We start from the raw sequence: 26,210 nt of genomic DNA, 5'->3' as shown, positions 1-26,210 counted from the left end.
CAGACCCTGTGGTACTCTCGATCGTTGCCTTCAATTGTGCTTGGGACACCAGAACAGCGGCATCCTGGTCCATGTTTTGAATCTGTTTCGACTAACTTGGCGGGACATCAAATTGCTAAAATCTCTGCGATGGATATCCAGCAATTCTTTGAAAGTACGGCGATGCAGCTCCCGCGTGAGCGAGACGATGAAGATTTGAAACGCTATCTCCATGGTCTCTTTGAGGCTTATATCCTGGCAGTCAAAGCCTTAGACCCCCGCTGTCACCTCTGTGCACGCATTCAGGCGGCAGAGAGTGACATTCGCCATATCTCCGACTGGATTGAAAATGCGATCCAAGTTTATCTAGGTGGCAGGCCCAGCACTGCATACGGAGAAGTTCTGCAAGCGATCACTTTTGTTTATCCACGCTTGCAAATGCTGATCACGCGCGACGTTGGCCCCAGTAAAGTGGGAAGACTCTACCGGATGAGAAATACTGATGGAAAGTGCATCTCGAAAGAGCATCTCTTTCATGCTCCGTTTGAGTCTCGCCATAGAGTCGGTCAACACCGTTATGGTATTCCAGGATTTCCATGTCTGTACCTGGGCGGCTCAATAGAGCTTTGTCGACAAGAATGCCGAATCAAATGGTCCGATGTGCCTGACGTTTCGGTGGCGGAGTTCGGCATCCTCAATACGATCAAGATTCTCGATTTCGGGTTTCGACCATCGGCGCTGGCGCAAGTTGCCTTTGGCAGTTCTATGCGTTCCATGGGCGCAAATCCTCGCCTAGAACAGTTCGTCATTGACTATGCAACATGCTGGCCTCTAATCGCTGCCTCCTCCATAAAAGCTCGGCACGATGGTTCTCCGTTCGTTCACGAATACATCATCCCGCAAATGATCCTGCAATGGATCATGAGCGAAAATGAGTGTGATGGCATTCGTTACTTTTCGACTCTCTTCATACCCAGCTCCGATGCGGTGAATGAGAGTGCGAACTACGTCTTTCCTGCAACGCACGACGCAGGCCCACAGACCGGGTATAGCCAGCGGCTTAAGAAAGCTTTCGAATTAACGGAGCCTCTCGTGTGGGGATTGATGGACTATAGCTCGCTTAAGAAGACACTGGAGTCTCTTCCCAAAGCTCCGATTCTCTGATATCTGAGAGGAGGATCTAACTAGAGCTGTAGTAGCCATTGGTTACATGTTTGCCTACGCGCAAATGACCGACACCGCATGCTGGCACTCGCCGGCGATTCCCCGGGCGGCATGGCTCAGCTTATTGGCCGGTTGTCTTGCTTACATCTCCATTGTGCGTGAATCAGTCTATGATCCGATGGGGGGCCGGATTGCTAGCTTGCGAAGCTCCGCATCCAGATATGCCTTCATCTCGGCTCCCAAATTCTGGTCGTTTGCTATAGCTCTTGTATTCTCGCCCGGACGACTAGTCTCCCTTCAAAGGGGTCACGACGAAAAACTCCTTTAGCTGATACAGCTTCTTTGCGTACGGCACAAAGAGTTGCAAAAGCACATAGCACTGCTCGCGACTGATGATCTCACCGGATGGATGTCCCGACTGATTCCGAAAGTTGCGAATGATCGAAAGTATCCCGGTGAAGTGAGTGTCCAAGTCTTCGCGAATCGGTGCGGTCAACTCTGCTAGATTGCCATCCAGCACAGCCTTGAAGCGATTGATCTTCGGAAGAATCATGCGTTCGCTGTTCGCCTTCGCGAATTTCGTGCCCCAAGCTGTATTAGCGGCTGCTGTTTCGAGCAACAGCAAAAAGGTATGCTCTGTCGCAACCCCCAACATGACGGTTGAAGCCAGGATCGCGCCCGCGCGAAATGCCTGCATTGCTTCCTTGAGATAGACGATAGTTACAGCGTCGATCTGTGGCACCTCTTTCTGAATCAGCGCCTCATAACCGGATACATCGTGAAAGAAGTACGTGTCTTGGTTCGCCAAGATACGTTTACCGAAAGCGCTGACTCTGAAAAACGGGAACTCTCGATTAGATTGGTTCATCCCAAGGGTGATGACGCCTTCTCGAAAGAGACCCCAGAACACTTCGAGAAAGATTTCCTTGTCGACATCGGAAAGGCTCGCATTCGTGCCACCCATGAAGTGGTTCTGCTGGGGCTGCAACTGCTCTCTGCGCAAGAAAACTTCGGCCACTCCAATCATCAGATGTTGGTATTGGCTGATGTCATAATTGCTTTTTTCTCGATCTGCCAGCAAATCTAGTGCCGCTCCACGAATCTCTTCATAGCTGTGATTGTTGTTCAAGGTCCCCTCCGCTCCCATTGTCGCTGAAAACGTCATGAACCACGTCCGGAAATTAGGACGTGGGGAGGAGATTTCTCAAAGACTATTGAATGAGACCAGACTCGCAGGGCTTTTTCGAGCTGTCGTCTGCAACGACGCTTTTCAATGATGTCCGCTGCTACGCTTTGAGCAAGTGGCTCAAATCCATATCCAAAAGCTCCCCAACCGACAGCCCCGCTTCGGTGATTGAGCCCATAAATTGGCTAATTTGGACGACGGTTGCTACAACGAAGCTCTATCGACGGCACTACGTCTATCTGGCGCCGACTGCGGAGCATTCGTTCATTCTCCCAGAGATATTATCCATCTATGCCATGATGTTTTATCTTGGCACGATTTACCCGCTACCGCCCTCATCACTACGACAAAATCGTGAGTGGGAAGGTCGGGTCTTGTGTCCAACAGTTCGTGAGTGGTCAACCGTTGCAGTTTCTCTATCTCATTGCATCTGAGTTTATGCGGCAGGAGGTCACTAAGTCAGCTATTCTTTAGGCACCAAAGATTGTGGATCTGTCCCATAGCTTCCAGGGCATGCGGCACTCTCGGTCATCGAAGATACGTACCCACAAACGCAGACGTCATCTATCCCTGAATGTCAATAGGTGAACGTCAGACAATCTAAAGCGCGCTGTCAACTGCTGTATAAGCAAAGCCACTTCTCAACATTGGTCCCTTCTCTCTGCGCGTCGCTCGGACACTGCTTCGGGTCATTTCCGCCGCCTTGCGTCTGCGCGTGCTCTGCTTCGTTCGCCTAAGCGAACGCCCTCCGGATTTCGGCTTTCAAAAAATCTTTTGTGCAGAGTACGCAAAAAGATTTTCCGAACCTTCCGAAAAAGCACCCGCTTGTCTTAGGAGGCGGAACCCTCGCATGGCTTCGCCCGGTGTGTCCCGAGCGACTTCAGAGACTTCGGGGCCAAAGGAGATTCGAGCGATGACAACTACTATCCAGCAGCAGAGTAACTTTACCGACACAATTCTTCACGGCGACTGCATAGAAATCATGCGTCAGATGTCTGCAGAGAGTGTCGACTTCATTCTGACCGATCCTCCATACCTGGTGAACTTTCGCGACCGGACTGGACGTAGCTTACAAAACGATACGAATGCCAACTGGCTCAAGCCTGCAATGAAAGCGGCATTCCGGGTACTGAAGGACAATCGCCTGATGCTTTGCTTCTACGGCTGGCCACGGGCAGAAAAGTTTCTCGAAGCATGGCGCGAAGCTGGGTTTCGTCCAGTTGGACATATGATCTTTCGCAAATCGTATACAACCAGGGCAACGGATTTTCTCAAGTACCAGCATGAGCAGGCATATCTGCTGGCGAAAGGCCGTCCATCCATGATGGGAAGTCCACTGTCAGATGTGCAACGGCTTCGTTATACAGGAAACAAGCTTCATCCCACGCAGAAAGCAGTGATGTCTCTAGTTCCGGTGATTCGCACGTATTCGTTGGCTGGAGACATTGTTCTTGATGCATTTTGTGGGAGCGCCAGCACCTGTGCTGCTGCATTTCTGACAGGCCGTAAGTATATCGGAATTGAGCTGGACAGAAACTATTACTACACAGCCCAGGAGCGAATGGAGCGTGTAAGAGCGAGGGTCGCTGCGAAGCGGCTCTCGTTTCGTAGGCATTCCAACCCTCTCTAATTTTCTGTGCGTGCCCGCCGCGCATCAAGGCGAGCATGCTCCTGAATGGTAGTTTTCGCTACCTTGACCCGCGTCGTGCCCGCAACCCCTTTCCTGACATGGTTGGAATGCCATGCTTTGCGCCTGCGCGGCGCGATAGAACCACTGTGAAAACTCAGCCACAGATTGTCTCTTCTCTGTGATGACAAAATTGCACTACGACCTGCAAGAACAGCATCAGTCCCCCCTGAAAAGCAGCTTTACCTTCGCTCCATGACGTTGTAACCGGGAGCTTCCACTCGCCGGAACAGCAGATGAAAGGAGCGCATGCAACTCTCCATTTCCATTCGATCCCTACGTTTCCGGCACTGGTTCGAACACGTCCGGAAGCTGAGGATCTTGTCTCTTATGTTTCTTGCGGCCCTGCCTGCATACGCGCAGAGCACGGGCAGCGATCCATGGGACAACGCGGTGACCGTCCTCCGGACTGCCTTCACCGGCACCATCGCTACCGGGCTTTCTCTGGTCGCCATCGTTGTCGGTGGCCTGATGTTTGCCTATGGCGAGGGTCAATCCAAACGCGTACTCGCTGGAATCATCTTCGGCGTTGGCATGGCAATTGGTGCGGTGAACTTCATGTCCTGGCTTTTTCCCGGCTTGGGGACGTCGTAGCCAGGCCGTACTTGTAAGTACTTAACGAACAAAAGACTGAAAGGAGGTGCCGCGATGGCTGCGGGCGATTCACGACAGAACAAGGCTTTCAAGGCGATGAACCGCCCGCTGACTATCCTCGGCGCGGAGCGCAGGTTGTTCTTTGTCGCGCTCATCTCCGGTGGCGCTGTGTTCTCTGTGATGCACTCGCTGGTGGGTGGCATAGCGCTGTTTGTCATCGGTGTCATTGCCGCGCGTATTGCCACGAAGCACGATGTCGAGATTCTGCGCGTGCTCTTCAACTCGGGAAAGTTCCGTAGACGGTATGACCCGCTGAAGTGGGAGCCGGCGGAAATCACTATAAGGAAACACGATGTTCAAGGTTAGCAACATCACGAAGGACTGGAAGGAAGCAGGCTCATTTCCCGCGCAGATCAATCTGTACGGTTTCTGGGACGAACGAGCCTTCCTAACCAAGTCGGGCGATCTCGGAGCAGTCTTCAAGATCGGTGGCATCGATTACGAAAGCCTCGATCACGCTGGACGGGACTATGCCGTGAAGCGGCTCGAAGCTGCTTTCCGTTCTTTAGACGGGCGCACACGGCTCTATCAGATTTTGTTTAAGCACAACCGGCCTGCAATTCCTCACGCCGAGTATACGAATCCGCTTGTCCGAGCCGCAGTCGAACAGCGCACCTCATTCCTTGAGTCCAAAGCAGACAGGCTGTACAGCATAGAAATCTTCTGGGTTGTCATGATCGACGGCCACTACCAGAAAGCCGGGTTGCTGCACGCTCTGTCACAGTTGCCAAAGCAGCCAGGCTCGTCCCTGCGGGACTTGCGCGCGCTTTTCGCGGGGAACAGGGAACGCACGCTGCTCTATGAGCAGATCGAGCGCGATCGTATACGGTTGCAACAGAAGATACAGAGTGTGATTGGGCAGCTCAGCGACCTCACGAAGGTCGAGCTGCTAGGGGCAGAGGAGGCATTCCGCATCCTGCGGCGCCTCGTAAACTTCTGCCCCTCCAAGATCCGCGATAGCAAATTGCGCGGAAGCCGTCATCTTGACTGGCAGGTGTGCGATTCGGAGCTCGAAGCCCATCGCGGCTATCTGCGTCTGGATGACGACTATGTGCGTGTCCTGACGTTGAAAGAGCTTCCCTTCGAGACGCGACCCTTGCTGTTGCAAGGGCTGTTCGATATTCAGGCGAACTTCCACGTTGTTACAGAATGGCATCCAGTCGATAACCTGAGAGCGCGCAAGGAAATCGCCAAACGGCGCAGACATCACCACAACTCAAAGACCAGTTTCGTTTCCAATTTGCAGGACCGGCAGAACACCGGCCCGCGTGATGAGCTGGTAGACGATTCGAAAGAAGCTGCGGTTGCCGAATTGGGCGCTGCGCTTACCGTGTTGGGCATGGAGGGCAAATCCTTCGGTGAGTTCACGCTCTCCGTCGTGATCTATGACGAGGAACCCACAAAGGTTGAACATGGCGTCACCGAACTCCAGAAACTCTTTACGCAACATGACGGCCTCCTGTACGAGGAACGCTACAACCTGCTGAATGCATTCTTTGCCACAGTGCCGGGGAACAGACAGTTCAATCTTCGCAGGCAGTGGGCATTGAATTCGAACTATGTCGACCTTTCGTTTCTGTTTAACGTCGATGCCGGTTTAAAGTGGAACCCCCAGCTCGATAAAGAGTATCTGGCAGTCTTTGAATCGACGCACGGCACGCCCTACTTCCTGAACCTGCACTACGGGGATGTAGCACATACGTTGCTGCTCGGCGCAACCGGCTCCGGTAAGTCGTTTACCGCAAATTTCATCGTTCAATCGCTTCAGAAGTACAGCCCGCTGACGTTCATCTTCGATCTCGGCGCCAGCTATGAAATGCTGACGCGAGCCTTTGGCGGAACGTATCTCAATGTCGGCCTGAAGAATCCAGGCTTCAGCATCAATCCCTTCTCTCTTGAGCCTTCGCACGAGAACGTGAATTTTCTCTATCTGTTTCTGCGGGTACTGATCGAGGCTGGTGGCCGTTACGAACTGACAACGGAGGATGAGAAAGCATTATTTGCCGCGATTGAGCGGGCCTATAAACTCCCGGCGGAAATTCGCACGCTATCGAATTTCGCATCGATCCTCGGGCCATTGGGCGAACGTCTGCATCGATGGACGCAAGCAGGACAGTTCGGCTATCTCTTCGACAACGTCGAAGATACGCTCAGGTTCTCGCGTTTCCAGACCTTCAATTTCGATGGTTGGGACACGTACCCGGATGTTCTGGAGCCGATGCTGTTCTATCTCCTGCAACGTGCGGCTTCCGAGATCGAAAAGCCCGGAAACTTGTCGACCTTCAAGGTTTTTCTCATCGATGAAGCCTGGATCTTTTTTAAGAGACGGATCATCCGCGATTGGGTTACCCGCGCGGAGAAGACGTGGCGCAAGCTCCACGCAGCCATGATTCTGGCCACGCAGTCAATGATGGAGCTGGCCAATTCAGAGATGCTGCAACTGGTCAACGAGTCTTGTCCGACCAGGCTATTTCTCGCCAATCCGGGCATCGACCGGAAGTTATATGCCGAAACATTCCAGCTAAACGACACGGATCTCGATCTGCTGGAGTCGTTGGTTCCCAAACGTGACCTGCTATTCAAACAGCCTCAGTATGCCAAGAAACTGCGCCTTGAAGTTGATCCACTGAGCTACTGGATGGCTACCAATACGCCCCGCGACAACATCCGTCGCCGGGAATATTTCGCTCGCTACGGGCCTGAGCAGGGGCTCCTGCATCTGGCCCAGGACTATCCCAACCCCGCATTTCATGAGGTGACACAATGAACCGCTCCCCCATCTTGCCGCTGGTGCTCGGCCTGGTTGCGACCGTGGCTCACGGTCAGCAATCGGCCCGCATCGTCAAATATCACGCCAACGACATCGTGAGTGTGCGCGCAAAGATGCGCTACACCACGCTGATCCAGTTGCCGTCTACAGAGAAGATTCTGGAAGTTGCTACAGGCGATAAAGACTTCTGGATTATCGACACTGTCGGCAATTACTGCTTTCTGCATCCGGCAAAGGAAGGCATCCACTCCAACGTTAACCTGATCACCGATAAAGGAACTGTCTACTCCTTTACGCTCGATGAAGTCGAGACAGCCGATCCCGACCTCAAGGTCGTAATCGAGCCGTCCGACTCATCCTCGTTTGCCGCCGCGACCGGGACGGCAAAACTCGTCCTGGCCAGCGAAGTGGACGCTGCGCATGCCCAGGCGCAACTCGCGCAAAACCGCGCCGCTGCCGCCATTGAACAGTTCCATGCCGACTATCCCACACAAGCGCTGAAATTCGATTACAGCTTCCACAATGAGAGCCCCTTCGATGTAGAGGCGATCTATCACGACGACCGCTTCACCTACATCAAGTCAACGGCATCGGAGAAGTTTTCTGTCTACGAAGTGAAGGATGGAAAGCCTGATCTCATCAATTATCAGTTGAAGGACTCGACCTATGTCATCCCGAAGATCGTAGACAAAGGTTATCTCGAAATCGGCAAACATCGGCTCACCTTCGAGCGGAAAGGGCAATAGGTGAGCCGATGCCGGAAGAAAAAGCGACTCAACAAGTAGAAGGAAAAGCCACGGCATCGAATCCCGCGATTCGCGACCGGCGCAACCTGCCCGAAGGCGTGGTCCCGAAGCAGGCACAAGGGTATGTCATCGCAGGTCTTGCCATGATCATTCTCCTGGCCGTGCTCTTCTCGAAGAACCACCCCAGAGCTGTTAATGTGCCTCCTCCCGCGAGTGGGGCTGCAACAGTCGCATCCGACGCCAATGCACGCAAGATTGCCGAACTTGAGCAGAACCTGAATGCAGAGCAGAGAGAAGCTCAACAGGCTGCTCAGCGGCAGAAGAATAGCGATGCAACGGCTGGCAATAGCGTATCGCTGCTATCGGCCAGTGGCTCGGCTCCTGCTACGCAGTCACCCGCCCCTGAGCCGAAGCGCGATCCAGTAGCAGATGCAGAGCGGGATCTGGCCTTTCGGTCTCGCTTTGCTTCGAATCTCGTCTCCTTCTCCTCTGCAAGTTCCAATGCTTCCCGGCAATCTGTGACAGACGATTCTGCGGCGGAGGTAACAACAGCACGTCCTGCGGACTTGCCGCAGCATGCTCCTGCTGCGCAGATCGCTGTTGCCAATAACGGCCAAAAGCGGACGGCAGAGGTCAACATCAACGCGGCTCATGGCCAGCCCTATGTGCTCTTTGAAGGCACAACCATCGATACTGCCCTGGTCAACCGTCTCGATGGAGGGTTCGCCGGGCCGGTGAAGGTGATGGTGACCAACCCGGTTTACAGCCAGGACCGCCAGCATGTGCTGATCCCGGAGGGCACCTTCATCCTGGGCGACGTGCAGAAGGTCTCCGGCTTCGGCCAAAAGCGCCTTGCCGTCACCTTCCATCGCTTGCTTATGCCGGACAGCTATACCGTCGATCTTGACCAGTTTCACGGTCTCGATCAGGCAGGCGCAACGGGATTGAAAGACAAGGTCAACAACCATTATCTGCAGATCTTCGGCGCATCGATTGCGCTGGGAATCATTGCGGGAGCTGCGGAATCGACCACCAACAGTGGATACAACGAGAGCGGCTCGGACGCCTATCGCCAGGGCGTGGCATCGAGCCTGTCGCAATCGAGCTCCAACATCCTTGATCGCTTCATCAATATCCCTTCCACAAACACGATTCGCGAGGGGCATCGCGTCAAGGTGTATCTGACACAGGACCTGTTGCTGCCCGCTTATGAAAACCACGACATGCCGGGGGTGATGTGATGCATGCGCGCAGTTGTGCTCTTCTATGCGGCTTGCTCATGGTTGGCTGCGCCTCCCCTTCGCCGCCGCCGAAGCCATCGCCTTATCACTACGGCGTACAGAACACGGCTGCATTTTCGGCAGCAAATCGTGATCGTGTACGCACTGCCGCCGGGCAGATCGTGACGAAAGACAATTCGCACCTGCGCTGACGCGCGGTGCTTACCAAACGGAGGTTTTGTGCAGAAAGGGCTGTTCTTTTCTACCGTACTTGTGCTCGCCCTGCTCGCGCCTTCGGCGCATGCGCAGTGGGCGGTGTTTGATTCGACGAACTATGCAAATGCCGTTCGTGAATATCACGAATTACAGCAGATGTACACGACTGCCATTCAGACACGCGATCAGGTGATCGCTGCTTATAACCTCGCCTACCAGATGTCGAAAATGCCGCAGGATCTCGCGGCACGCTACAGGTCAGAGTTCTCGCAATGGAACAACTACTCGACGCCGAATACCTATGGCAACACTCAAGCCTGGGTGGATGCGCTTGATCTCGGGTCTGCTGCGAACGCCTCGCGTGCTTATAACAATGCAGTGATTCAGGTCCAGAGCTACCCCGACAGTGCCTTGTCCGCGCAGGATGCCAATACCCAGGCAGCCATCAAGAATCAATATTCCAGTTCCGAATTAGGCCAAGCTACTGTTACAGCTACCCTCTCGACCCTGGGAGCCATTCGTTCCGATTCGCAGGCCTTCGCTCAGAAGCTGGCGAACCTAGAGTCGGATACATATTCGACCAATCCCAATCAACAGACCGAAAATGCTCTGCTCGGTAAGATCAACACTGCGACGTTGCTCCAGATTCATTCGCAGCAGGATACGAACCAGATCCTTTCCGCCGCTGCTGCGCAGCAGGCGCTTGATGCCAAGGAGAGACTCGACGAGCGCAACCGGCTGATCAATCAGGCGATCTACTTTCAGCAGAATTTCCCAAATGTTATTCAGCAGGTGACTGGAGGCATTACGAATGCCATCCAGTCCATTCCCCTTAGTCCGAGTGGGAGGTAATCTGTGCAACAGAATCCTCTCACCTTTCTTTCGCAGGCAATAACGGACTTGCTGACTGCCAATAGTCATGCCATCCAGGCCACTGGTCTCGATATCTTTCGTGGGCTGGTTTTGATTTTGCTTGTCTGGTTCGGAGTAAAGTCCGCCCTGTCTGCTTCACAAGGACACGGCGGATTTCACTTCGCCAACTTCGCTGATCTGATGCTGATGATCTCTTTCGGTCTCGGAATGCTGACCTATTACTCCTCTCCGATCCCCGGCGTCGATTTAAGCTTCAGCGAGCTCATCACCCAGGAAGCGGTCCATCTTTCATCGCAGATTCAGGCTGACAACGCGCAGCAGATCGTCGATGCCATTACAGGTGCAGAAGAACAGCTTGGCTCGCCTCCCGGCATATTCAGCTTGCAGGAGGAGACGGTCTATTTCATCGCCTATCTTGCCCTGGCGATTATGCAAGCCTTCGTCTTCGCTGTCATTGCTTACGGCTATGTGGGCGCTGCTGTTTGCGTGCTCCTCGGCCCGATTTTCATTCCCTGGTTCATTGTGCCGAAACTCGATTGGCTGTTCTGGGGCTGGCTGAAAGCCTTTATCGGTTTCAGCTTCTATCAGGTTGTAGCCTCTGCCTTCATTTTCATTTTCTCGAAGGTCCTGATTGGAATGTTCAAGGTGATAGGCACTATCAGCCTTTCGAACATCATCACTCTGCTCCCGGCCCTACTCATAACGTTGTTTGTCTGCGGATATGGATTGCACAAAATACCGGAGCTTACAGCCTCGATCCTCAGTGGCCGGACAGGAACCTGGGTCGATCTCAAAGGGAGATAAACCATGACCGACCAGAACACCTCAATGCCAATTACCGAAGCCGGACAAAAGTTTCTGGAGCTATATGCTGAGCCGGTTGTTACGAATACTTATCTCAAGATCTCAATCCTTGTCTTGTCCGTCGTCTCGATTGCTCTGCTGATTCTCTTTTACCGGGCGGAGACTGCGGCATTGCGTCTGAAGCCCCTGATCATCTCTGTCAGCGATGCGGGCCGTGGGCAGGTTGTAAGCTATGCCGACTTCTCGAAGATTCCCATAGAGCGTGTCAGCAAATATTACTTGGCCCGCTGGGCAACGCTCTACTACGGACGCAACCACGGCACTCTGCAGCGAGATTTTGCCGAATCCTTGAACTTCTTCTCTGATGAACTGCAGGGCATCACGCTCTCGCGTGTCAACAAGCAAAAGACACTTGAGAGCTTTTTACTGGATCCTGGCTCGCCCAATGTGGAGATCGAGATCAAGGCCGTGGTGCTCGAAGACCTGCGACAGGCTCCCTATCGCGCTCATATCGAATTCCAGAAGGTGTTTCGCACGCCAGGGGATCAGCAGGAAGAGAGACGTGAGCGCTGGATCGCCAACATCGTTTACAGCTTCCGCGACGAGGTCCCCAATCAGATGCTCCTGACAAATCCGCTGGGACTTGTCATCACTTACGTTCACGAAGATCAGGCATTCGGGAGTTAATCCATGCATGCAAAGCGTCCCATACTTCTCTACTGTCCCGACCGGGACATGCTGTCGGCAACAGCGTATGCTCTGCGCCTTCATCCCTACGACGTCGTCGCTGTGCAGTCCGGCAAAGATGCGCTCGATCTTGCGCGCGGGAAAGACACAGCACTAGTCTGCGGTGTCGTGATTCATATGCAGCAAGGTGATCCGGCAGGAAGGCTGGTTCACCGGTTTCTGTCGGAGGGGGTATCTCTTCCGATCCTGCTTGTGGATCGGGCAGGAGATCTTGCTCCTGTTCGCTACGTGGATATGGTCCTGTACGGCCGCAATACAAGTATGGCTCATATCCTTTCATCGCTTGAGACTCTCTGCCGCAGCAAACGGGAAGCGAGATTCGGAGACAAAGCGTGAGAACTTTCCTCCAGATGCCGAGTCGAACCAGCGAGCCCTGGGCAATTCCATGGCGGTTCCAGTGATGCAGTGGATCGGAGAACGTATTGCGGCAGTCCACGAGATCGTCTCGGGACGGAGGCTCTCATGAGGAGATGGCTGCACGTTCAGAAGATGCTGGCGTCTACCTCCCAACCGAAGATCGGAGGAAGTCTTCTCCTTGCCGCCGATTCGGAGTCAGAACAGTGCAGTTCGCCTTCCACCTCCACTTTGCCGCCTGAGCCAAGGTTCTCCGCACAGCAGGAGAAAGCCGACGGTGCGGTGCCACCCGGAACGTATGGTTCACCCAATGACTGCCTGCCGCTAGCCAGATCCAAGGATCGACAGCGTAAGATCCGCTGCTGTCTGGTTACGATTGCGTCCTTGTACGGGTATGACCTTCAGAGGGGAGTTTCCGTAGAGAGCCATTTCTCCCCGTATTTACCCAGCTATCACTCGGTCACTCGCTTCGGTGCTAATCCTGCGCCACATCACCCCAGACCGCAAAGACCACGGTCTGGGGACCCCGATTCTGCGGCACTCGGCCTTCTGCTTCTCCCTTCGGTCGCCCTTCGGGTCTGGGTTTCCAAAGAAAAATCCCGCCCAAAGAACAGACGAAATTTTTCTTCGGAGCCTCCACAGAAAGACACGCCTTCGGCCTTGGGAGCAGGGCCCCTCGCGTCGCTTCGCGCAAGAGTGTCCCGAGTGACATCCGGGCAAATACAAACCAGGAGAAAAACAATGGCACTCTACGAAAACAAGATCACTCTGAAGGGCTTCCTCGGTAAGGACGCTCAGACCTTCGCAACCAGACAGCAGCGGACCTTCGTGGTTCTGTCGCTCGCAACCAAGTCCGGCTACAAAGACAAGCAGTCGAGAGAATGGGTGAACCATACCGAGTGGCACCGCATCGTCGCCTTTGGCAAACCTGCCGACTACGCGAAGAGCCTGAAGAAAGGCGATTACGTGGAGGTGGAAGGCGAACTGCGCAGCTCTGAGTTCGATTCCGAAGTGAGCAGCGGCAAGAAGAAGACAACGGTTAAGCGTCGCGGTTGGGAGGTACGCGCCAGCATCGTCAAAAAGCTGGCGCAGCCCAAAGCGGGCGAGAACCTCGATGCTGAGCCGATCACAGAGGAGGACGCCGCGTGAGCGGCGGTCCTCCCCAGGAGGTGCCCTGTGATTACACGCTTCGAAAAACCGGTCAGATTCCATTGTCTCCTCGATAAAAGTTGAGCTGCAAGACGTAGAAGCGCTCACGCAGGAATCCTATGAGGTACTCACTCTATGTGCTGAATCAGGGGATTCGGAAACGGCTGGTTTAGAGAGAGAAGGTTACCAATTGCATTTGTAGCAACAAAAACCTGTTTCATATGCACCCTGTCTGTGCATATTAGAATTCTATCTTTATCGTAAGGGTGATCCAGATATCATCGAGTTATTGAAATTCCTATTCCAGAGGAGGAGCGCTATGTCCACAACAAATTATTTCGTAAGTATCCAAGACTATGGGGCCGTAGGTGACGGAATCACCGACGATACAGCAGCCTTAAACAATGCATTGTCTGCGTCGAACTCAGTTTATATCCCTGCGGGTACGTATAGCGTGCAAGGAGGTATTAATATTCAAGGGAAATGTATTTTTGGAGAAAGCCGATATTCTGCAACAATCCTACTATCAGGCTCCAACTCTAATGCTTCTCTATTTATTAATAGTGGAAATGGCAATATTGCCTGGGGTGGCGGTAACGGCTGTGAACTTCGCAATCTTCAGATTCTGGGGAATTGGGATGGTTCCACTGATAACCTGGAGACATCATTTGACAATATTGGATCATTAATTAAATGGTATGCCGGAAGCTATATGCGAATCACAAATTGCAGAATCGCAAATAGTTTTGGCCATGGAATTGGAATTCAACGTCTTGGCTATTCGTTCTTTCAATTCAACGAAATTACAACTAACCGATTCGATGGAATACATTTAGAGGGACTAGACTCAGAGAATGCCGTAACTTCAACATGGATTAGCAATAATAGCATCCATAGTTGTCGAGGTAATGGAGCAATATTCTTAAAAGAATGTCTAACAACCCAGGTGTCACAATGTGTACTGGAAGATTGTAGCAATGGTGTTTACATCGATGGTAACGACAACAGGACCGTGGGTGTTAATTACTGTGATATGGAGGCCATGACAGTTGCTGCAATCAATGTTGTCGGATCTGGCACTCAATTCAATTTCTGCAATAATTTTTTAGGGGTAAGCAGTTCTCCGATTTCAATAGCAAATTCTGCGACAGTAACAGGTGTTTTTGAAAATAATTCTTTCACCCCACTCAATTATGAGAGCAATGCAATTGGTTTTGGACAGAACACTCCATCCTATCAAGTCGACATTAATGCCAATTCCAGTGCCAATGCCCTACGAGTTCAGAATGTTTCTGGCATATTCTTTCAAACTGCTGGTGGTGGGGATACGTCCATAACAACTTGGAATGGGTCTGATGCCAAACTACAAATTGCTGCCTGTAATACAACCTCTAGGTCAATTAGTGCTGCCGGCAGTATCAACGCCAGTGGTTCTGATTATGCGGAATACATGGTGAAAAGTGGAGACTTTAATATTGCCAAAGGGGATATCTGTGGAATCGACTCCAGTGGGAAGTTAACCAATCGGTGGTCTCAAGCTATTTCTTTCGTTGTGAAATCTACGGATCCCGCATATGTTGGCGGAGACGTGTGGGGTCCTACTTGTAGTATTGCTGGTAGCGAAAAGGACCATGAGTGGTCAATGAATCTGGAAGCGGCTCGTCAGAAAGTAGATCGCGTAGCATTTGCCGGTCGCGTTCCAGTAAATGTCAGAGGTGCTGAAGTTGGAGACTATATTATCCCTAAACAAGACGCTGATTTTATTTCCGGTCAGGCGCTAGCAAACCCTACATTCGATCAATATCGAATGGCTGTGGGGCGTGTCGAACGCCTGAATCCCGACGGTACTGCAAATATCATCGTTAAGGCCGTCTAAACCTCTATTCGAAATATACGAACTGAGAAGAGTCGGAGATAAGTTTAAATACTTAAGCCTATTAATGTTGAGTAGAATTCACTTGTTAGATGGTTTCTGGTTTGTCTGTTTGGACTCGTACTTTTGCTCTTTCGTTGCAGAAGAAAAACGTCCGAGTTGAATTGAAAGCCGACTGGACATCTCCGTTACAGTCGGCTTGTATTTATTGTAGGTGGACCCAATGCTGCGATGACTCGATGTATGCATGCATTACAGCACATGTGCTCAATTGGAGACGCCGCACACTCCTGTAGAGAAGGCGAGGATAACTATCCATTTCATTTACCTTTCTGGGAATTCTCTTTAAGAGCACAGGAAAGAATACCGATGATCGCGAACGCGGTCTTTGTAGCTACGCTTATCTTCCTGGCACTCGGCTTCTGGCTGAGTAACGAACTGCGCTTCCTCACTCCCTGGCGCAGTCTTATTCTTCACATCTATTTGAAGAGCATCGCGCTTTATTGCGTTTTGCTCTTCGTTAACATCCTCGGACTGACTATCTGGATTGAACGGAAGTTCTTCCTGCGCGATACAGGCCGCAAACTCAGACATCTCGATCAGGAAATACAGACCGGGCAAAATGAATTGTCGGAGGAAATCCTTGCCCGCTTTGGCAAAGAGGAGGAGTAGTCATGCAGGGCGAAGAACAGTATCTGGAGCGGACATCCGATCTCGTTACGCGAGTCCGCAAGCTGCGCGAAGCAGCAGAGAAGCAGGTGAACCGTTTCACCAAGCCGGACGACTACGACGTTCGTCGTGTCGTAGGTCAGAAGCCAAAGGTGGATGAGGAGGCAGTTCGTTCTGGCACTAACGCCAAGCCGACTCAGCTAGTTATCGATCTCTCGCCTGCTCCTTCGGATCGCGAGATGAGTGGAGGGAAGGAATGAAGCTGGATATTCCTGACGATCTGCCGCGACGTCGCAGTGAAGATGTGAATGCCGGAGGAAGTGATGAACACACGGTCATACGCAAGCTTCCCGACAATCCTATTCTTCATCGCCTGAAATCTCTGGTCGAGCGTGTCGCGGATTACCACTGGACGCGGCCTCCGCGGAAATCCAAGAGTACGGAACAAGCCAGGGACATTACGCATGACCGTCGCCGTCCCGTGCCTTCGCCCGACCCACGGCGTCCGGCACGAACGGTCTCTCCTGATACCGGTCCACAATTGCGGCCCGAGGAGAGACAGATTCTCCGCGAGGCGGGCCGCTTCCGCGTTGTCCGCACATCGGATCTTCGCGAAGTGCTGTACAACGGTAAGGCCCGCCCTCTGGAAAATGATCTGCGCTATTTGCGGGATAAAGGTCTTGTCGAAACGGCACATGTTAATCTGCGCCGCGATGGACGCAGGCGCACGATTGAGCGTGTTGAGGTCGTCACCCTAACCAAGGAAGGCCGACGACTGCTTCTCGACGAAGGCGATTTGCCGAAAGACCAGAGACTATATGCCGGTCTCGTCAAGCCGCGCGAGGCGGAACATGACTCGCAAATCTATCGTGCCTATCGGAAGGAAGCAGAGAGAATCGAAAAGAGCGGTGGCAGTAATCTACGCGTCAAGCTCGACTTCGAGCTGAAAGCCGAGGTGCAGAAGGCGATCTATCAGGCACGCAAGGCCGATCCCAAACGCGAGATGGCTGAGATTAAGCAGGAGATAGCCGGGAAGTTTGAGCTGCCTTTTGTTGATGGAAAAATCCAGATCCCGGACGCGAGAATTGAATATGACCTGCCTCGTGAGCCGGAACAGGAGATCGACCAGGGCTCGCGTACCGGTCACGAAGACATCGAAGTTTTGACCGCCGCATACCGGCCCGGTCACCTGCGCGCCAAGGCGCAGGCAGGCTTCCGGGCATATGCGTCTGCCTCCGATCGCGCCACCCTGACAGCACAAATTGAGCATGACCATCACCTGATGGAAAAGATTCTGGAGTTATAGCCGTGGACTATGATCCGATTTCTTCGCTGGAGGCGGTCGGCTATCTGGAGCGTGAAGCCTCCTTCCTCTACTTGGTTGCCGTGCACACAGGTTATTTCCTTCGGCGGCAATTCAGTCAGTTCATCCGGAATAACAGTGGAGCAGCGGCTTCCCGGTTTCTCGAAAAAGCTCTCCGTCTGCAACACGTGCGAATCATCGAATGCGGTCAGGGACGGCATGTTTATCATCTGGTAGCCAAGCCGGTCTATGAAGCGCTGGGCCGTCCTGACTCGCAGAACCGGCGGATCAAGGGCGACCTCTACATCAAATCCCGGCTGATGATCCTCGATTTCCTGCTCGCTCACCTCGATGTGCATGTGCTCGAAACCGAAACCAGTAAGGTGGATTTCTTCACAACTCAGTGTGGCGTCCGCTCTGAGCTTTTGCCCAGAAGCTATGCCGGACGCCTGATGTACTTCCCTGATGGGTTCCCAATACTTCTTTCGAAGACAGGTACCCCAAGCTTCACCTTCTTTGACGAAGGGCAGATGACCGCTACTCGTTTCGAACGGTATCTCAGACAATATCAACCTTTGTTTGTCGCTCTCGTGCAATTCGAATTGATTTTCATCGCCGATTCGGAGAGTAACTCTGCTCGTGCCAGAGCAGCCTTCCAGCGATTCCTTCCCGACAATTGGGTCCACGGTGTCACTCCCCTGACGCCTCTGGGAGTCAATCACTTCCTGCGGTTCCTCGTAGTCCGCCAGCAATCGGAAGCAGGCGGGCGCGGAGTATCTGCCGAGGACCTGACGATCATGCGCGATGGGGAGGGGATCTACTCCACGCTGGAACACCAGGCAATCTACGCGGCATGGAAGCTAGGCGTCACTACGGAAGAGAAAATCCGGCAGCGGTTTCTTCAGACCTCCATGCGCGTGAGGTTCTCGACAGTAATTCTTCCGTACAGCTATCCGGTATCTGCATTGCGGCGTAGCCGTGTAGAGGAGGAAGGTAAAGGGACACTACAGCAACCACGCGAGGAGACACATGAGACAGAAGCTTAACCATGCAATGACAACTAGATGCGCAACTGTATGGGGTTAGGGAGAAGTGTGTGGCCGAGGCGGGAGCGACCCCGCCACTTCGTGGCTGCCGCGTCGGCTCCGCCGCGCTGGTCGCTCCCGCCTCGGCACTGTGAAGGATTGAGAAAGTATCTCGACCTGATACTGTCCTGATCCCAACAAGATGTTCAGCGGATCTTATCAGGATCGGTGCATGATCTTGACTCGATTCGATGCAGAGAGATCAAGGATCGCAAGACTACGCACAGGAGATGGTATGAACAGAATGAAACTAGTCCACGGCGCAAGCAAAGTACCACGCGCCAAGCTTCAATCCACCATCGACCAGGCAATCGCCGATGATATCGCGCTTATGGCGGAGTGGTCGAACAATGAAACTCAGTATGTCGTCAATGAGCTCCTGCGCTTCGCCATTGCGCAGGAAGAAGACTTCCAGAAATACAAAGCCCATCCCGCAGCAGCGCCTACTCGGACTACCGCCGGATCAAAATCTGCTCCACCATCGAGCAAGTCTGCAGCAGATACGGGCCCGAAATCGGAATCATCCTTTGGTGCCACATCTGTTCATTCGTGAAGGAGGCTTTGAGCCAATGCTCCACTCTACACTGCTGCAAAAGTTGATTCGTCCGCCGGTCGAATATCGTTTTCTCTTATCGCTGGGGTTTAGCTTAGCTTTCGGTATAGTTCTCAACGCTAGCTATCCGATCAATGACTCTGATCCGCTGCTGCGGTTGATTGCTCTGGAACGTCCGCAGATCTTTAATGGGCTGGTTTGGAGTCACGATCTGTTTCTCTATACAGTTCCATTCCTGATCCTCTCTATGTTGTTTTCGCTGATGTACGTCCACCTATATAGAAAGGATATGGAACTGACTGCAGGCATGCTGCCTCCATATCCCGATCCGCGGACGCGCAATTCTTTATCTCTGATCGTTGGGGAACTCCACCATCAACTAGTTCCAAACCCTAGCGCCTTTCCGAACTGGCTGGAGATTCCGGAGAAGGGACTCTATACCGGTATCGCCTGCTTTGGCGCCATCGGTTCCTTCAAGACTCACGGACTTATCCTCCCGGCAATGCAGCAGCTATTTGCCTACTGCGCGAAGGATCCCTTTCGAAAACTCTCTGGAATCGTGTTGGAAGTGAAAGGTGATCTCTGCCGCCAAGTGGAGCGCATTTTGAAATGGTGCGGCAGGGATCAGGACTATATCGAGGTCTCGCTCTATGGCGACATCCGCTACAACCCGTTAAATAATTCTCTCGATCCATATGCCCAGGCATTCAATATAGCTTCTATCATTACTTCCATCTGGGGACGCGGGAAGGAGCCGTTTTGGCAGCAATCCTACACAGATTTGGTCAGGTATGTGATCATGCTGCATCGCATCCGCGATGGATATCTCACGATGGCAGATATTTTCCGCACCGTAGCCAGTGCCGGAAAACTTGAAGAGATGCTGATCGAGGTCGGATCGCGTTTCAGCCAGGTTCAATACGTCGGCCTAGAAAAAGAGGACTATCGCCAATACGAATCGCTCCTGTCTTCTCTTGGATTCGAATGGCGCGAAGATGCTGGTCAGTACCTCGCCGTGTGGACTCAGCAACTGGAGCGGCTGTTGATTCGGAAGACATCTGCCGAATTCTATGTCTATACACGTAAGCCATACCATCAGGAAGAGCGTGACCGCTTCGATAGCGTCGAGTATTGGTACTGGGAGCATTGGAAATTCTTCCGCTCCGAGGTCAAGACATCGATTGTGCAGGGCGTGATCGTCTTTCTCTCGCTTTTCGAGACCGATCCGGATGTGCGCCGCGTCTTCTGTCCACCCAAGGAACTCTATGAGGGAAAGCCGTGTTCTTCAGACCCGAAAGGGAGAGTACTGCTGCCATTCGATGATCTGATTGAAATGGGTTCTGTCGTGGGGCTCAATTTCCCGGTAGCTCTGAACCCTGCACTTGCCAGGATCATCGGTACTATGATGAAGATTGATTATCAGCGGGCCGTGTTGCTACGTATCCCGAAGATGGATCAGGAGCCTGAGAGACATTTTCGCGCAACAGTCTTCATTTGTGATGAGTATCAGAACTTCGCGACTGTGGGTGGCGATAACCCCACCGGAGATGAGCGCTTCCTTTCCTTATCGAGACAGCCTCTCTGTATTCCGATTGTTTCATCTCAAAGCGTTTCCAGTCTGGTCGAAGCGCAACCGAATGAAGGTGTGAAGACTCTGCTGCAGGCGTTCCGGACGAAGATCTTTCTGACAACTTCCGATCCTGAAACTGCCCGCTATGCATCTGAACTATGCGGTAAGGCGGACCGCACACGCATCAGCTACACCGTTTCCGAGTCCAGCACGAATGCCAATGTAGGCTGGCTCTCGGGGCGCACCTCATCGAGTAAAGGTTCCGTTTCTGCTTCGAAGCAATATCAGAAGCATAAGGAGCCACTGTTTGAAGAGAAGGTCTTCTTCGATCTCAAGAATGCTCAATCAGTTGTAGTCGCCTTCGACGGCATCAGCCCTCTGCCACCGACCTACTGCTATCTGAAGCCAGATTTCCTGCCCAAGAACATGACCTGGTTTGATCAGGAAAAGATTGGTTTTGATCCACGGAGAATAACCTCATGAGCTTCGAAGTGATTATTCCATTTCTCAAACCCATTGCGCCTTTGCTCGAAGCAGAAGACATATCGGAGATCATGGTGAATCCTGACGGCCCGGTGTGGAAGGAACAGGATGGCCGCATTCAGTTGTGTCCGGAACTTCGGTTTGAAGAGGGAACGCTCCAGACAGCTCTGGAGGTGATCGCGAATAGATTCGGCAAGAAGCTCGACGCTGATTCTCCAATCATGAACCTTCGTCTTCCAGATGGAAGCCGTCTCGCTGCTGCCATTCCGCCGATAGTGCATCCACACCCGTTGATGACGATTCGCAAGCTTACCTCCAGGAACTTCAAGATGAGTGACCTGGTCGAGCGCAAGATGCTCACCGCAGATCAGGCCATCGTGTTCTCGATAGCACTTCTTGGTATGCCTGGATCTGTAGTCTAAAGCTCATGATTTCACTCTCTGTCTTACTTGTAAAACCACATGAGTTCCGATCCTCAGCAATTTCCCCTTCAAGTGCCGCAAGCCTTTTGCTGAGGGTTCGAATCGCTTTTTTAAGAGCTTTCCTGCCGTTCGATCTGAGCCGGATTCTTGATCAAATTCTTTGTCGGTATAAAACACTCACGAAAAGAGTACTGATATGTGCAAGTGCCGATAAGCATTGTAAGAGTCCCCTTGGGCACTGTAACCGCCTCCGTGATCTCAAAATGAAAATCTCACGCATGCATAGCCTTGAATCGTAGTGTCTACGGCTCTTTCGGTCTGTCACGAAGGCTGTTCTCATAGCGAAATAAATTGATCAAGCACATCTCGTTCAGGGGAACATGCACCGTAACGACGTTGTTCTGCTCTGGATGTTGTACCATTTCGATCCATGTTGGCTGTTTTGTGGCAAGAATTGTCGGTCTATTTGAAGACCAAGGGGTCGAAGGCTCGCGAATTGTATTAGGAGGGGGATCGCTATAGATCAACAAGCCATTTCCCGTCACGAGATAAACCAGTACGTCTCCGTTCTGTTCAACGTCAACATAATCAGTTTTCATATCACTCGCTCTGCAACCATCAGAATCCCGGCGGATTGAGATTTCGTCGGTGTGGCGTCCCCATGATTCTCGAACAACGTACAGTTTCGAGCCATTCGCAAGCGTTATCGTTATCTGGCCAAAGCTGCTGGAAGCAATCCAGTTGTGGAATCCCGTCCTTCCAAGCGGCAGTAGCACAAGCCAGCAAAGCAGAAGTGCCATTACAAATATCAGAACGGTCCTGAAGGAGCTTTTCATCTGCGCATCCTTGCCCCTTCAGTGATTCCTTTTTGTTGCATCCGCCCCGAATATTCCGTCTCGCCCCAATAAGGCGCCTGGGTTCCAGGCGCAGCATTTCCGGTTTTGTACGTTTTTTGTACTGCCCAAAGACCCTTAAGTCCACCGCCGCCTGCTTGATATGCTCCAAACAGCTTCTGCGCAAACTCGGGAGAAATGTGTTTACCCGCCCGAGCTGACGTCATAGCATTTAGTCTTGCCAAGTAGTTTCCTGCGGACTCCATCGTGACATAATACCCATTAAGTAGATAACCTGTTGCGTGCCCGTAATTAGCTAACGGTGAGGTTGTCTTTATGTCCAGAGAACCGCCATTTCGAGATTGAATTGCTACTTCAATAAGATCCTCTGCGTCTGCAATTGCGTTGAACTCTCTGATTTGTTGATCTATGTTCACGCCAAAGTGTATGTGTGCATTCCGAGCGGCTGTTCCGTCGATGCCCCTGCCGTCCTTGCCGATTTTGGCAAATTCATCCCAGTGTTGTGTCCTTCCGGTTGGGGTTGTTTGTGGATCAGTAGCATCAAGCTTTGATCCATCCCAATCCCCTCGGGCATCTATGTCGCCATGCTTGTAGACGTTGAAATCCCCGTCTGCATAGACAGCTAATACATCTCCATTTACAGCCGTGTGCGTTGAATATCCTGTGGGATCTACCAGGATCAATGGATTATTAAAAACGTAAGAATATCGGTTCAAACTCTGAGGGTTTTTGGAGCCGCTCTCCCGTTCCATCGTCTGGGCTTAGGAATCTTCCCATCAAGCCTGTGTAGTATCTCGCTCCGAAGTAGTCGTTTCCTGATTCGGAGTCACGTTCTTTGCCGGTCAAACGAGATCGTGGAAAAACAATGCTCTTTGCACAAGCGGCGAAGTGTGTCATAGAGGTAGATCTGACCTCAATCCCCTTGCTGGAGCCACATGAACTGCCCCAATTTCCAATAGAACATGCCGCTCGCGCTTTCCAATTTCTCGACAAATATCGCGTCACCGTGGAAGCTGGGAGGTACTTCGATTGAACTAGATTTATCGAAAGGGTTGGTCCCAGTCACGCGCCATCTGTCGAAATTCAAGTTATCGCTGCGTTCCGCCCCGTACTGTACGGGCACACCTGCCCCGAGAATCACGACTTGATGTCGTGAGCTGAGGAACACCGCAATACCTTGCTTCTTGGTTTTGATCTGAACGACCAAGATGGCATAGTCAGCAAGTCCATCTCCGTCGAAATCTCCCCGCAAATAGACAGGGTTGATACGGTCGCTTACGTCATAGAGATCGCCAAATGGTTTTGCCGCAAAAGCCTCTCTTAATTTTGGAGGAACGTTGTTCCACTGAACTTCCGCAGACACACGCGCGACGACGCAACATAAGAATGCGGCGCCAACCATCAGTCTCACAAAAATGTACGCCAGTTTCATTTGCACGGACCTATCTCACATTGTCCCAAGTGGGAGGACTTACCGAAGTGAATGTGCGTATCGTGACCAGGTGCCCAACTAGTCCCATACACGTTGTTGTTGTCACTGTAGTTCTGATTGAACCCATTTTCTTTGAAGATGTTCACCATCGTTTGCGTTCGGGCATCATCTGCATACCATATCGCCGCGAGCTTTCGGTCAGATGCGATCGGTCTTCCATCACTGTCTATATACCTGAAATCGACGCTTCGGCCCACGTTGTGCGTCTTATGGGGAGAAAAGTTTGACCCATCGCTTTTCCCAATATCTGTTACGAACAGCTTTGAGTCATTCGGGTAGGCCAAGTGATAATCGAAAGCCCCATTGTAAAGATCCACCGCTGTCTGCGGGCTGGCATAACTGTGAGATCCTGATTTGAGCTCGAAGTACGCGCCGTCGGTCGCTGCTATATCAGAGACATTTACGTATCCCTGCTTGTTTGCAGCGAAGCTCTGCTTGTCGTTCGGGCCGGAAGGACCATACGTAACAACGTTGTTGCCTTCCTGTTGTGCAATCTGATCAACACAGGTTGCGCCAATATTGCACGTTTTCATCCAGTCCCACGTGCCCGACATGCTGTACTGCCACACTTCGCCATTCGGGTCGACAACAATCAGTGGATTGTTTAGTCCATAGGTATATCGATTCCAGGTCTGCGGATTAGCTCGCAGTGCACTCTGGAAGGTTGGATCAGGGCTCAAGAACCTTCCCATCGTAGACGCATAGTACCTAGCCCCGAAGTAGTCGAGTCCAGATTCTGTGTCACGTTCTTTGCCGGTGAAGTGCAATGAAGTAGCATCATCTGCTGTAGGCGGAGCATCCGGCACGATGTAGCAATTTTGCTGATCCCCAAAGGGTAAGCTCTGGCATGCCAGTTCCGCTTCCGCATTCGAGCTAGTCTGCATACGGCGGGTGCCCAAGGGGTCGGTTATCTGAAAGTGCTGTCCATCGGGATCGTAAGTTGCGATCAACTTGCCGGCCCCATACACATTTGTCCGTTTCCACGCACCGTTTGCATCGGACACCGTCAATTGCTCTCCTGCCTGTCCTAGCGTGTAACTCTCAGTGAGTTGGAAGCCTTGCATACTACAGGTCAGTGTTCGGGTATTTGGATCAATCGGAGTGATGGTCCCCTTCGCGACTCTCCGCCCTTCTGCGTCATAAACGTAGGCATGGGCGGAATACCCTCCCGCGTAAAACTGGCTCTGCGTCGCACAAATACGTCCCTCTCCGTCGTAGGCATAGTAATTATGTCCATCGTATAATACGTTTCCGGCCGTATCATAAATCGTACTGGTGCCTACGGAATCCTTCGCTGTCCAGTTGATCCGATTATTCGCTGTGTATGTGGTCGTGGACGGGTCAGTAGTCGGATTGCACGCGGTTTTTTGGAAATTGGCTTGTGTCTGATTACCGAATGCGTCGTAGTTCATGCAAAGATTTTGTCCTACATAGCTGTCAGGTGTTCCCGCTGCTGGTGTCGCTGTCATCAGCCTTGACAGCGCATCGTAACCGAAGCTCCATTTTCCCATTACTGTATCCGTATAAGAGGTGACGTTTCCAGTTCCGTCATAGCCGTCTTCTCCCACTGAATAGCTGTATACAGTTCCCGCAGTCAATAGCTGTGAATCGACGGCCATGCTCAGCATTGATTCCGTACTCTGTCCTCGACTGTCTGTGGCCTTTAAGCGCAGGCTCACTTCACCAGTAACGGTTGTGGGCGTTCCGCTGATCACTCCAGACGAACTGGACAAGGCCAACCCGGATGGAAATGAGCCACCAGAGAGCGACCAGCTATACGGAGGTGCTCCCCCTTCGGCGTTAAGGGTTACATTGTAGCCTTGTCCCAGACGACCATTCGGTAGGGATGCAGTCGTAATTTCCAATTGGCTTGCAGGTGGAAATGCAGGACAGCTTCCGGAATAGCTGCCCTGTGTGACGATGAAGGGCAGCCCATTACTTTGCCTCGCTCCATTACTTACATATACCAGTCCCGTTGTAGCTCCCGCAGGTACCGTCAGGAAGAGAATTGAGCTGCTCCAACTGCTTATCTTTGCAGCTACCGTGCTGCCTTTCTGCGGACCGGGAAACAACACTATTGCCATAGGGCTGAAACTCTTTCCACTGAGAATCAATGGCGTTCCTGCTGGACCATAGGACACGGCACCGGCCCCATAGCTGCCGCCGGCTATCCTTACTGGATTCTGAACCGGAGGATATGGCGCTTCAATAGTGCTCAGCAGGGCTGTTTGCCCTTTCATCACTGCTGCCATCAGTACTATGATCAGACTCCCGCCGATTACGTGCCGAACTTTCATCTGTGCTCGCTTTCTCGTTGCCTTTCGGTGTTGTCCGGTCTTCGTGGATGTCCTATATCA

General features: G+C 52.2%; 26 protein-coding genes. 21 read left to right on the top strand and 5 right to left on the bottom strand.

Annotation, left to right across the window (positions count from 1 at the left end; translation table 11 throughout):
* Positions 1 to 129: 129 nt before the first annotated feature.
* Positions 130 to 1,143, top strand: a complete 1,014-nt coding sequence (locus tag AC6I7T_RS13490) for an RES domain-containing protein (RefSeq protein WP_497793997.1) — start codon at positions 130 to 132, stop codon at positions 1,141 to 1,143.
* A 286-nt stretch (positions 1,144 to 1,429) separates the two neighbouring features.
* Here the strand turns inward: AC6I7T_RS13490 and AC6I7T_RS13485 are convergent, their stop codons facing one another.
* Positions 1,430 to 2,308, bottom strand: coding sequence for a hypothetical protein (locus AC6I7T_RS13485; RefSeq protein ID WP_497793996.1), 879 nt, complete (start codon positions 2,306 to 2,308; stop codon positions 1,430 to 1,432).
* Between the two features lie 934 nt (positions 2,309 to 3,242).
* On the opposite strand from AC6I7T_RS13485, the gene AC6I7T_RS13480 reads away from it, so the two are divergent.
* The 20 genes from AC6I7T_RS13480 (at position 3,243) to AC6I7T_RS13385 (ending at position 21,507) form a co-directional block, all read left to right on the top strand.
* Positions 3,243 to 3,959, top strand: a complete 717-nt coding sequence (locus tag AC6I7T_RS13480; protein WP_497793994.1) for a DNA methyltransferase — start codon at positions 3,243 to 3,245, stop codon at positions 3,957 to 3,959.
* A gap of 306 nt (positions 3,960 to 4,265) precedes the next feature.
* Positions 4,266 to 4,610, top strand: coding sequence for a TrbC/VirB2 family type IV secretion system protein (locus AC6I7T_RS13475; protein ID WP_497793992.1), 345 nt, complete (start codon positions 4,266 to 4,268; stop codon positions 4,608 to 4,610).
* Positions 4,611 to 4,664: 54 nt separating this feature from the next.
* Positions 4,665 to 4,976, top strand: coding sequence for a VirB3 family type IV secretion system protein (locus tag AC6I7T_RS13470; RefSeq protein WP_497793991.1), 312 nt, complete (start codon positions 4,665 to 4,667; stop codon positions 4,974 to 4,976).
* The gene (locus AC6I7T_RS13465) at positions 4,963 to 7,437 is read left to right on the top strand and encodes a VirB4 family type IV secretion system protein (RefSeq protein WP_497793990.1); all 2,475 of its coding nucleotides are present in this window, start codon (positions 4,963 to 4,965) and stop codon (positions 7,435 to 7,437) included. Before AC6I7T_RS13470 ends, AC6I7T_RS13465 begins: the two co-directional genes overlap by 14 nt.
* Positions 7,434 to 8,186 carry a TrbG/VirB9 family P-type conjugative transfer protein gene (locus AC6I7T_RS13460; protein ID WP_497793989.1) on the top strand — a complete coding sequence of 251 codons (753 nt, stop codon included), beginning with the start codon at positions 7,434 to 7,436 and terminating at the stop codon, positions 8,184 to 8,186. Before AC6I7T_RS13465 ends, AC6I7T_RS13460 begins: the two co-directional genes overlap by 4 nt.
* An 8-nt stretch (positions 8,187 to 8,194) precedes the next feature.
* The gene (locus AC6I7T_RS13455) at positions 8,195 to 9,427 is read left to right on the top strand and encodes a TraB/TrbI/VirB10 family type IV secretion system protein (protein WP_497793987.1); all 1,233 of its coding nucleotides are present in this window, start codon (positions 8,195 to 8,197) and stop codon (positions 9,425 to 9,427) included.
* Positions 9,427 to 9,618: a hypothetical protein gene (locus AC6I7T_RS13450; RefSeq protein WP_497793986.1), complete on the top strand. Its 192-nt coding sequence runs from the start codon at positions 9,427 to 9,429 to the stop codon at positions 9,616 to 9,618. The genes AC6I7T_RS13455 and AC6I7T_RS13450 overlap by 1 nt, the downstream gene beginning before the upstream one ends.
* Before the next feature lie 28 nt (positions 9,619 to 9,646).
* Positions 9,647 to 10,474, top strand: a complete 828-nt coding sequence (locus AC6I7T_RS13445) for a TrbJ/VirB5 family protein (protein WP_497793984.1) — start codon at positions 9,647 to 9,649, stop codon at positions 10,472 to 10,474.
* A gap of 3 nt (positions 10,475 to 10,477) precedes the next feature.
* Positions 10,478 to 11,299 (top strand): type IV secretion system protein, encoded by an 822-nt coding sequence (locus tag AC6I7T_RS13440; protein ID WP_497793982.1) that lies wholly within the window; start codon positions 10,478 to 10,480, stop codon positions 11,297 to 11,299.
* Positions 11,300 to 11,302: 3 nt separating this feature from the next.
* Positions 11,303 to 11,986, top strand: coding sequence for a VirB8/TrbF family protein (locus AC6I7T_RS13435; protein ID WP_497793980.1), 684 nt, complete (start codon positions 11,303 to 11,305; stop codon positions 11,984 to 11,986).
* A gap of 3 nt (positions 11,987 to 11,989) precedes the next feature.
* Positions 11,990 to 12,382, top strand: coding sequence for a hypothetical protein (locus AC6I7T_RS13430; protein WP_497793979.1), 393 nt, complete (start codon positions 11,990 to 11,992; stop codon positions 12,380 to 12,382).
* A 759-nt stretch (positions 12,383 to 13,141) separates the two neighbouring features.
* Positions 13,142 to 13,549, top strand: coding sequence for a single-stranded DNA-binding protein (locus tag AC6I7T_RS13425; protein WP_497793977.1), 408 nt, complete (start codon positions 13,142 to 13,144; stop codon positions 13,547 to 13,549).
* Between the two features lie 319 nt (positions 13,550 to 13,868).
* Entirely contained in the window at positions 13,869 to 15,425 is a 1,557-nt protein-coding gene (locus tag AC6I7T_RS13420; protein ID WP_497793976.1) for a glycosyl hydrolase family 28-related protein, read from the top strand.
* A gap of 366 nt (positions 15,426 to 15,791) precedes the next feature.
* Positions 15,792 to 16,094: a hypothetical protein gene (locus AC6I7T_RS13415; protein WP_497793974.1), complete on the top strand. Its 303-nt coding sequence runs from the start codon at positions 15,792 to 15,794 to the stop codon at positions 16,092 to 16,094.
* A gap of 2 nt (positions 16,095 to 16,096) precedes the next feature.
* Positions 16,097 to 16,351: a hypothetical protein gene (locus AC6I7T_RS13410; RefSeq protein WP_497793973.1), complete on the top strand. Its 255-nt coding sequence runs from the start codon at positions 16,097 to 16,099 to the stop codon at positions 16,349 to 16,351.
* Complete coding sequence (locus AC6I7T_RS13405; protein WP_497793971.1) at positions 16,348 to 17,397, top strand: hypothetical protein; 1,050 nt, start codon at positions 16,348 to 16,350, stop codon at positions 17,395 to 17,397. The genes AC6I7T_RS13410 and AC6I7T_RS13405 overlap by 4 nt, the downstream gene beginning before the upstream one ends.
* A 2-nt stretch (positions 17,398 to 17,399) precedes the next feature.
* A complete protein-coding gene (locus AC6I7T_RS13400; RefSeq protein ID WP_497793969.1) occupies positions 17,400 to 18,440 on the top strand; it encodes a hypothetical protein in 1,041 nt (346 codons plus the stop codon).
* A 274-nt stretch (positions 18,441 to 18,714) separates the two neighbouring features.
* Positions 18,715 to 19,032, top strand: coding sequence for a hypothetical protein (locus AC6I7T_RS13395; RefSeq protein WP_497793967.1), 318 nt, complete (start codon positions 18,715 to 18,717; stop codon positions 19,030 to 19,032).
* Between the two features lie 16 nt (positions 19,033 to 19,048).
* The gene (locus AC6I7T_RS13390; RefSeq protein WP_497793965.1) at positions 19,049 to 21,085 is read left to right on the top strand and encodes a type IV secretory system conjugative DNA transfer family protein; all 2,037 of its coding nucleotides are present in this window, start codon (positions 19,049 to 19,051) and stop codon (positions 21,083 to 21,085) included.
* Positions 21,082 to 21,507, top strand: coding sequence for a hypothetical protein (locus AC6I7T_RS13385; RefSeq protein ID WP_497793963.1), 426 nt, complete (start codon positions 21,082 to 21,084; stop codon positions 21,505 to 21,507). The genes AC6I7T_RS13390 and AC6I7T_RS13385 overlap by 4 nt, the downstream gene beginning before the upstream one ends.
* 302 nt (positions 21,508 to 21,809) lie before the next feature.
* On the opposite strand, the gene AC6I7T_RS13380 is transcribed toward AC6I7T_RS13385, so the two are convergent.
* The 4 genes from AC6I7T_RS13380 to AC6I7T_RS13365 form a co-directional block, all read right to left on the bottom strand.
* Positions 21,810 to 22,106, bottom strand: a complete 297-nt coding sequence (locus tag AC6I7T_RS13380; protein WP_497793962.1) for a hypothetical protein — start codon at positions 22,104 to 22,106, stop codon at positions 21,810 to 21,812.
* Between the two features lie 233 nt (positions 22,107 to 22,339).
* The gene (locus AC6I7T_RS13375) at positions 22,340 to 23,077 is read right to left on the bottom strand and encodes a hypothetical protein (protein ID WP_497793961.1); all 738 of its coding nucleotides are present in this window, start codon (positions 23,075 to 23,077) and stop codon (positions 22,340 to 22,342) included.
* 197 nt (positions 23,078 to 23,274) lie between these two features.
* Complete coding sequence (locus AC6I7T_RS13370; RefSeq protein ID WP_497793960.1) at positions 23,275 to 23,793, bottom strand: hypothetical protein; 519 nt, start codon at positions 23,791 to 23,793, stop codon at positions 23,275 to 23,277.
* On the bottom strand, positions 23,790 to 26,150 hold the full coding sequence (locus tag AC6I7T_RS13365) for an RHS repeat-associated core domain-containing protein (RefSeq protein WP_497793959.1): 2,361 nt from the start codon (positions 26,148 to 26,150) through the stop codon (positions 23,790 to 23,792). Before AC6I7T_RS13365 ends, AC6I7T_RS13370 begins: the two co-directional genes overlap by 4 nt.
* Positions 26,151 to 26,210 lie beyond the last annotated feature (60 nt).

The sequence above is a fragment of the Humiphilus diazotrophicus genome, from assembly GCF_059726315.1.
Note: the sequence above shows the minus strand (reverse complement) of the source record. Positions and strands in the feature narration are given on the sequence as shown.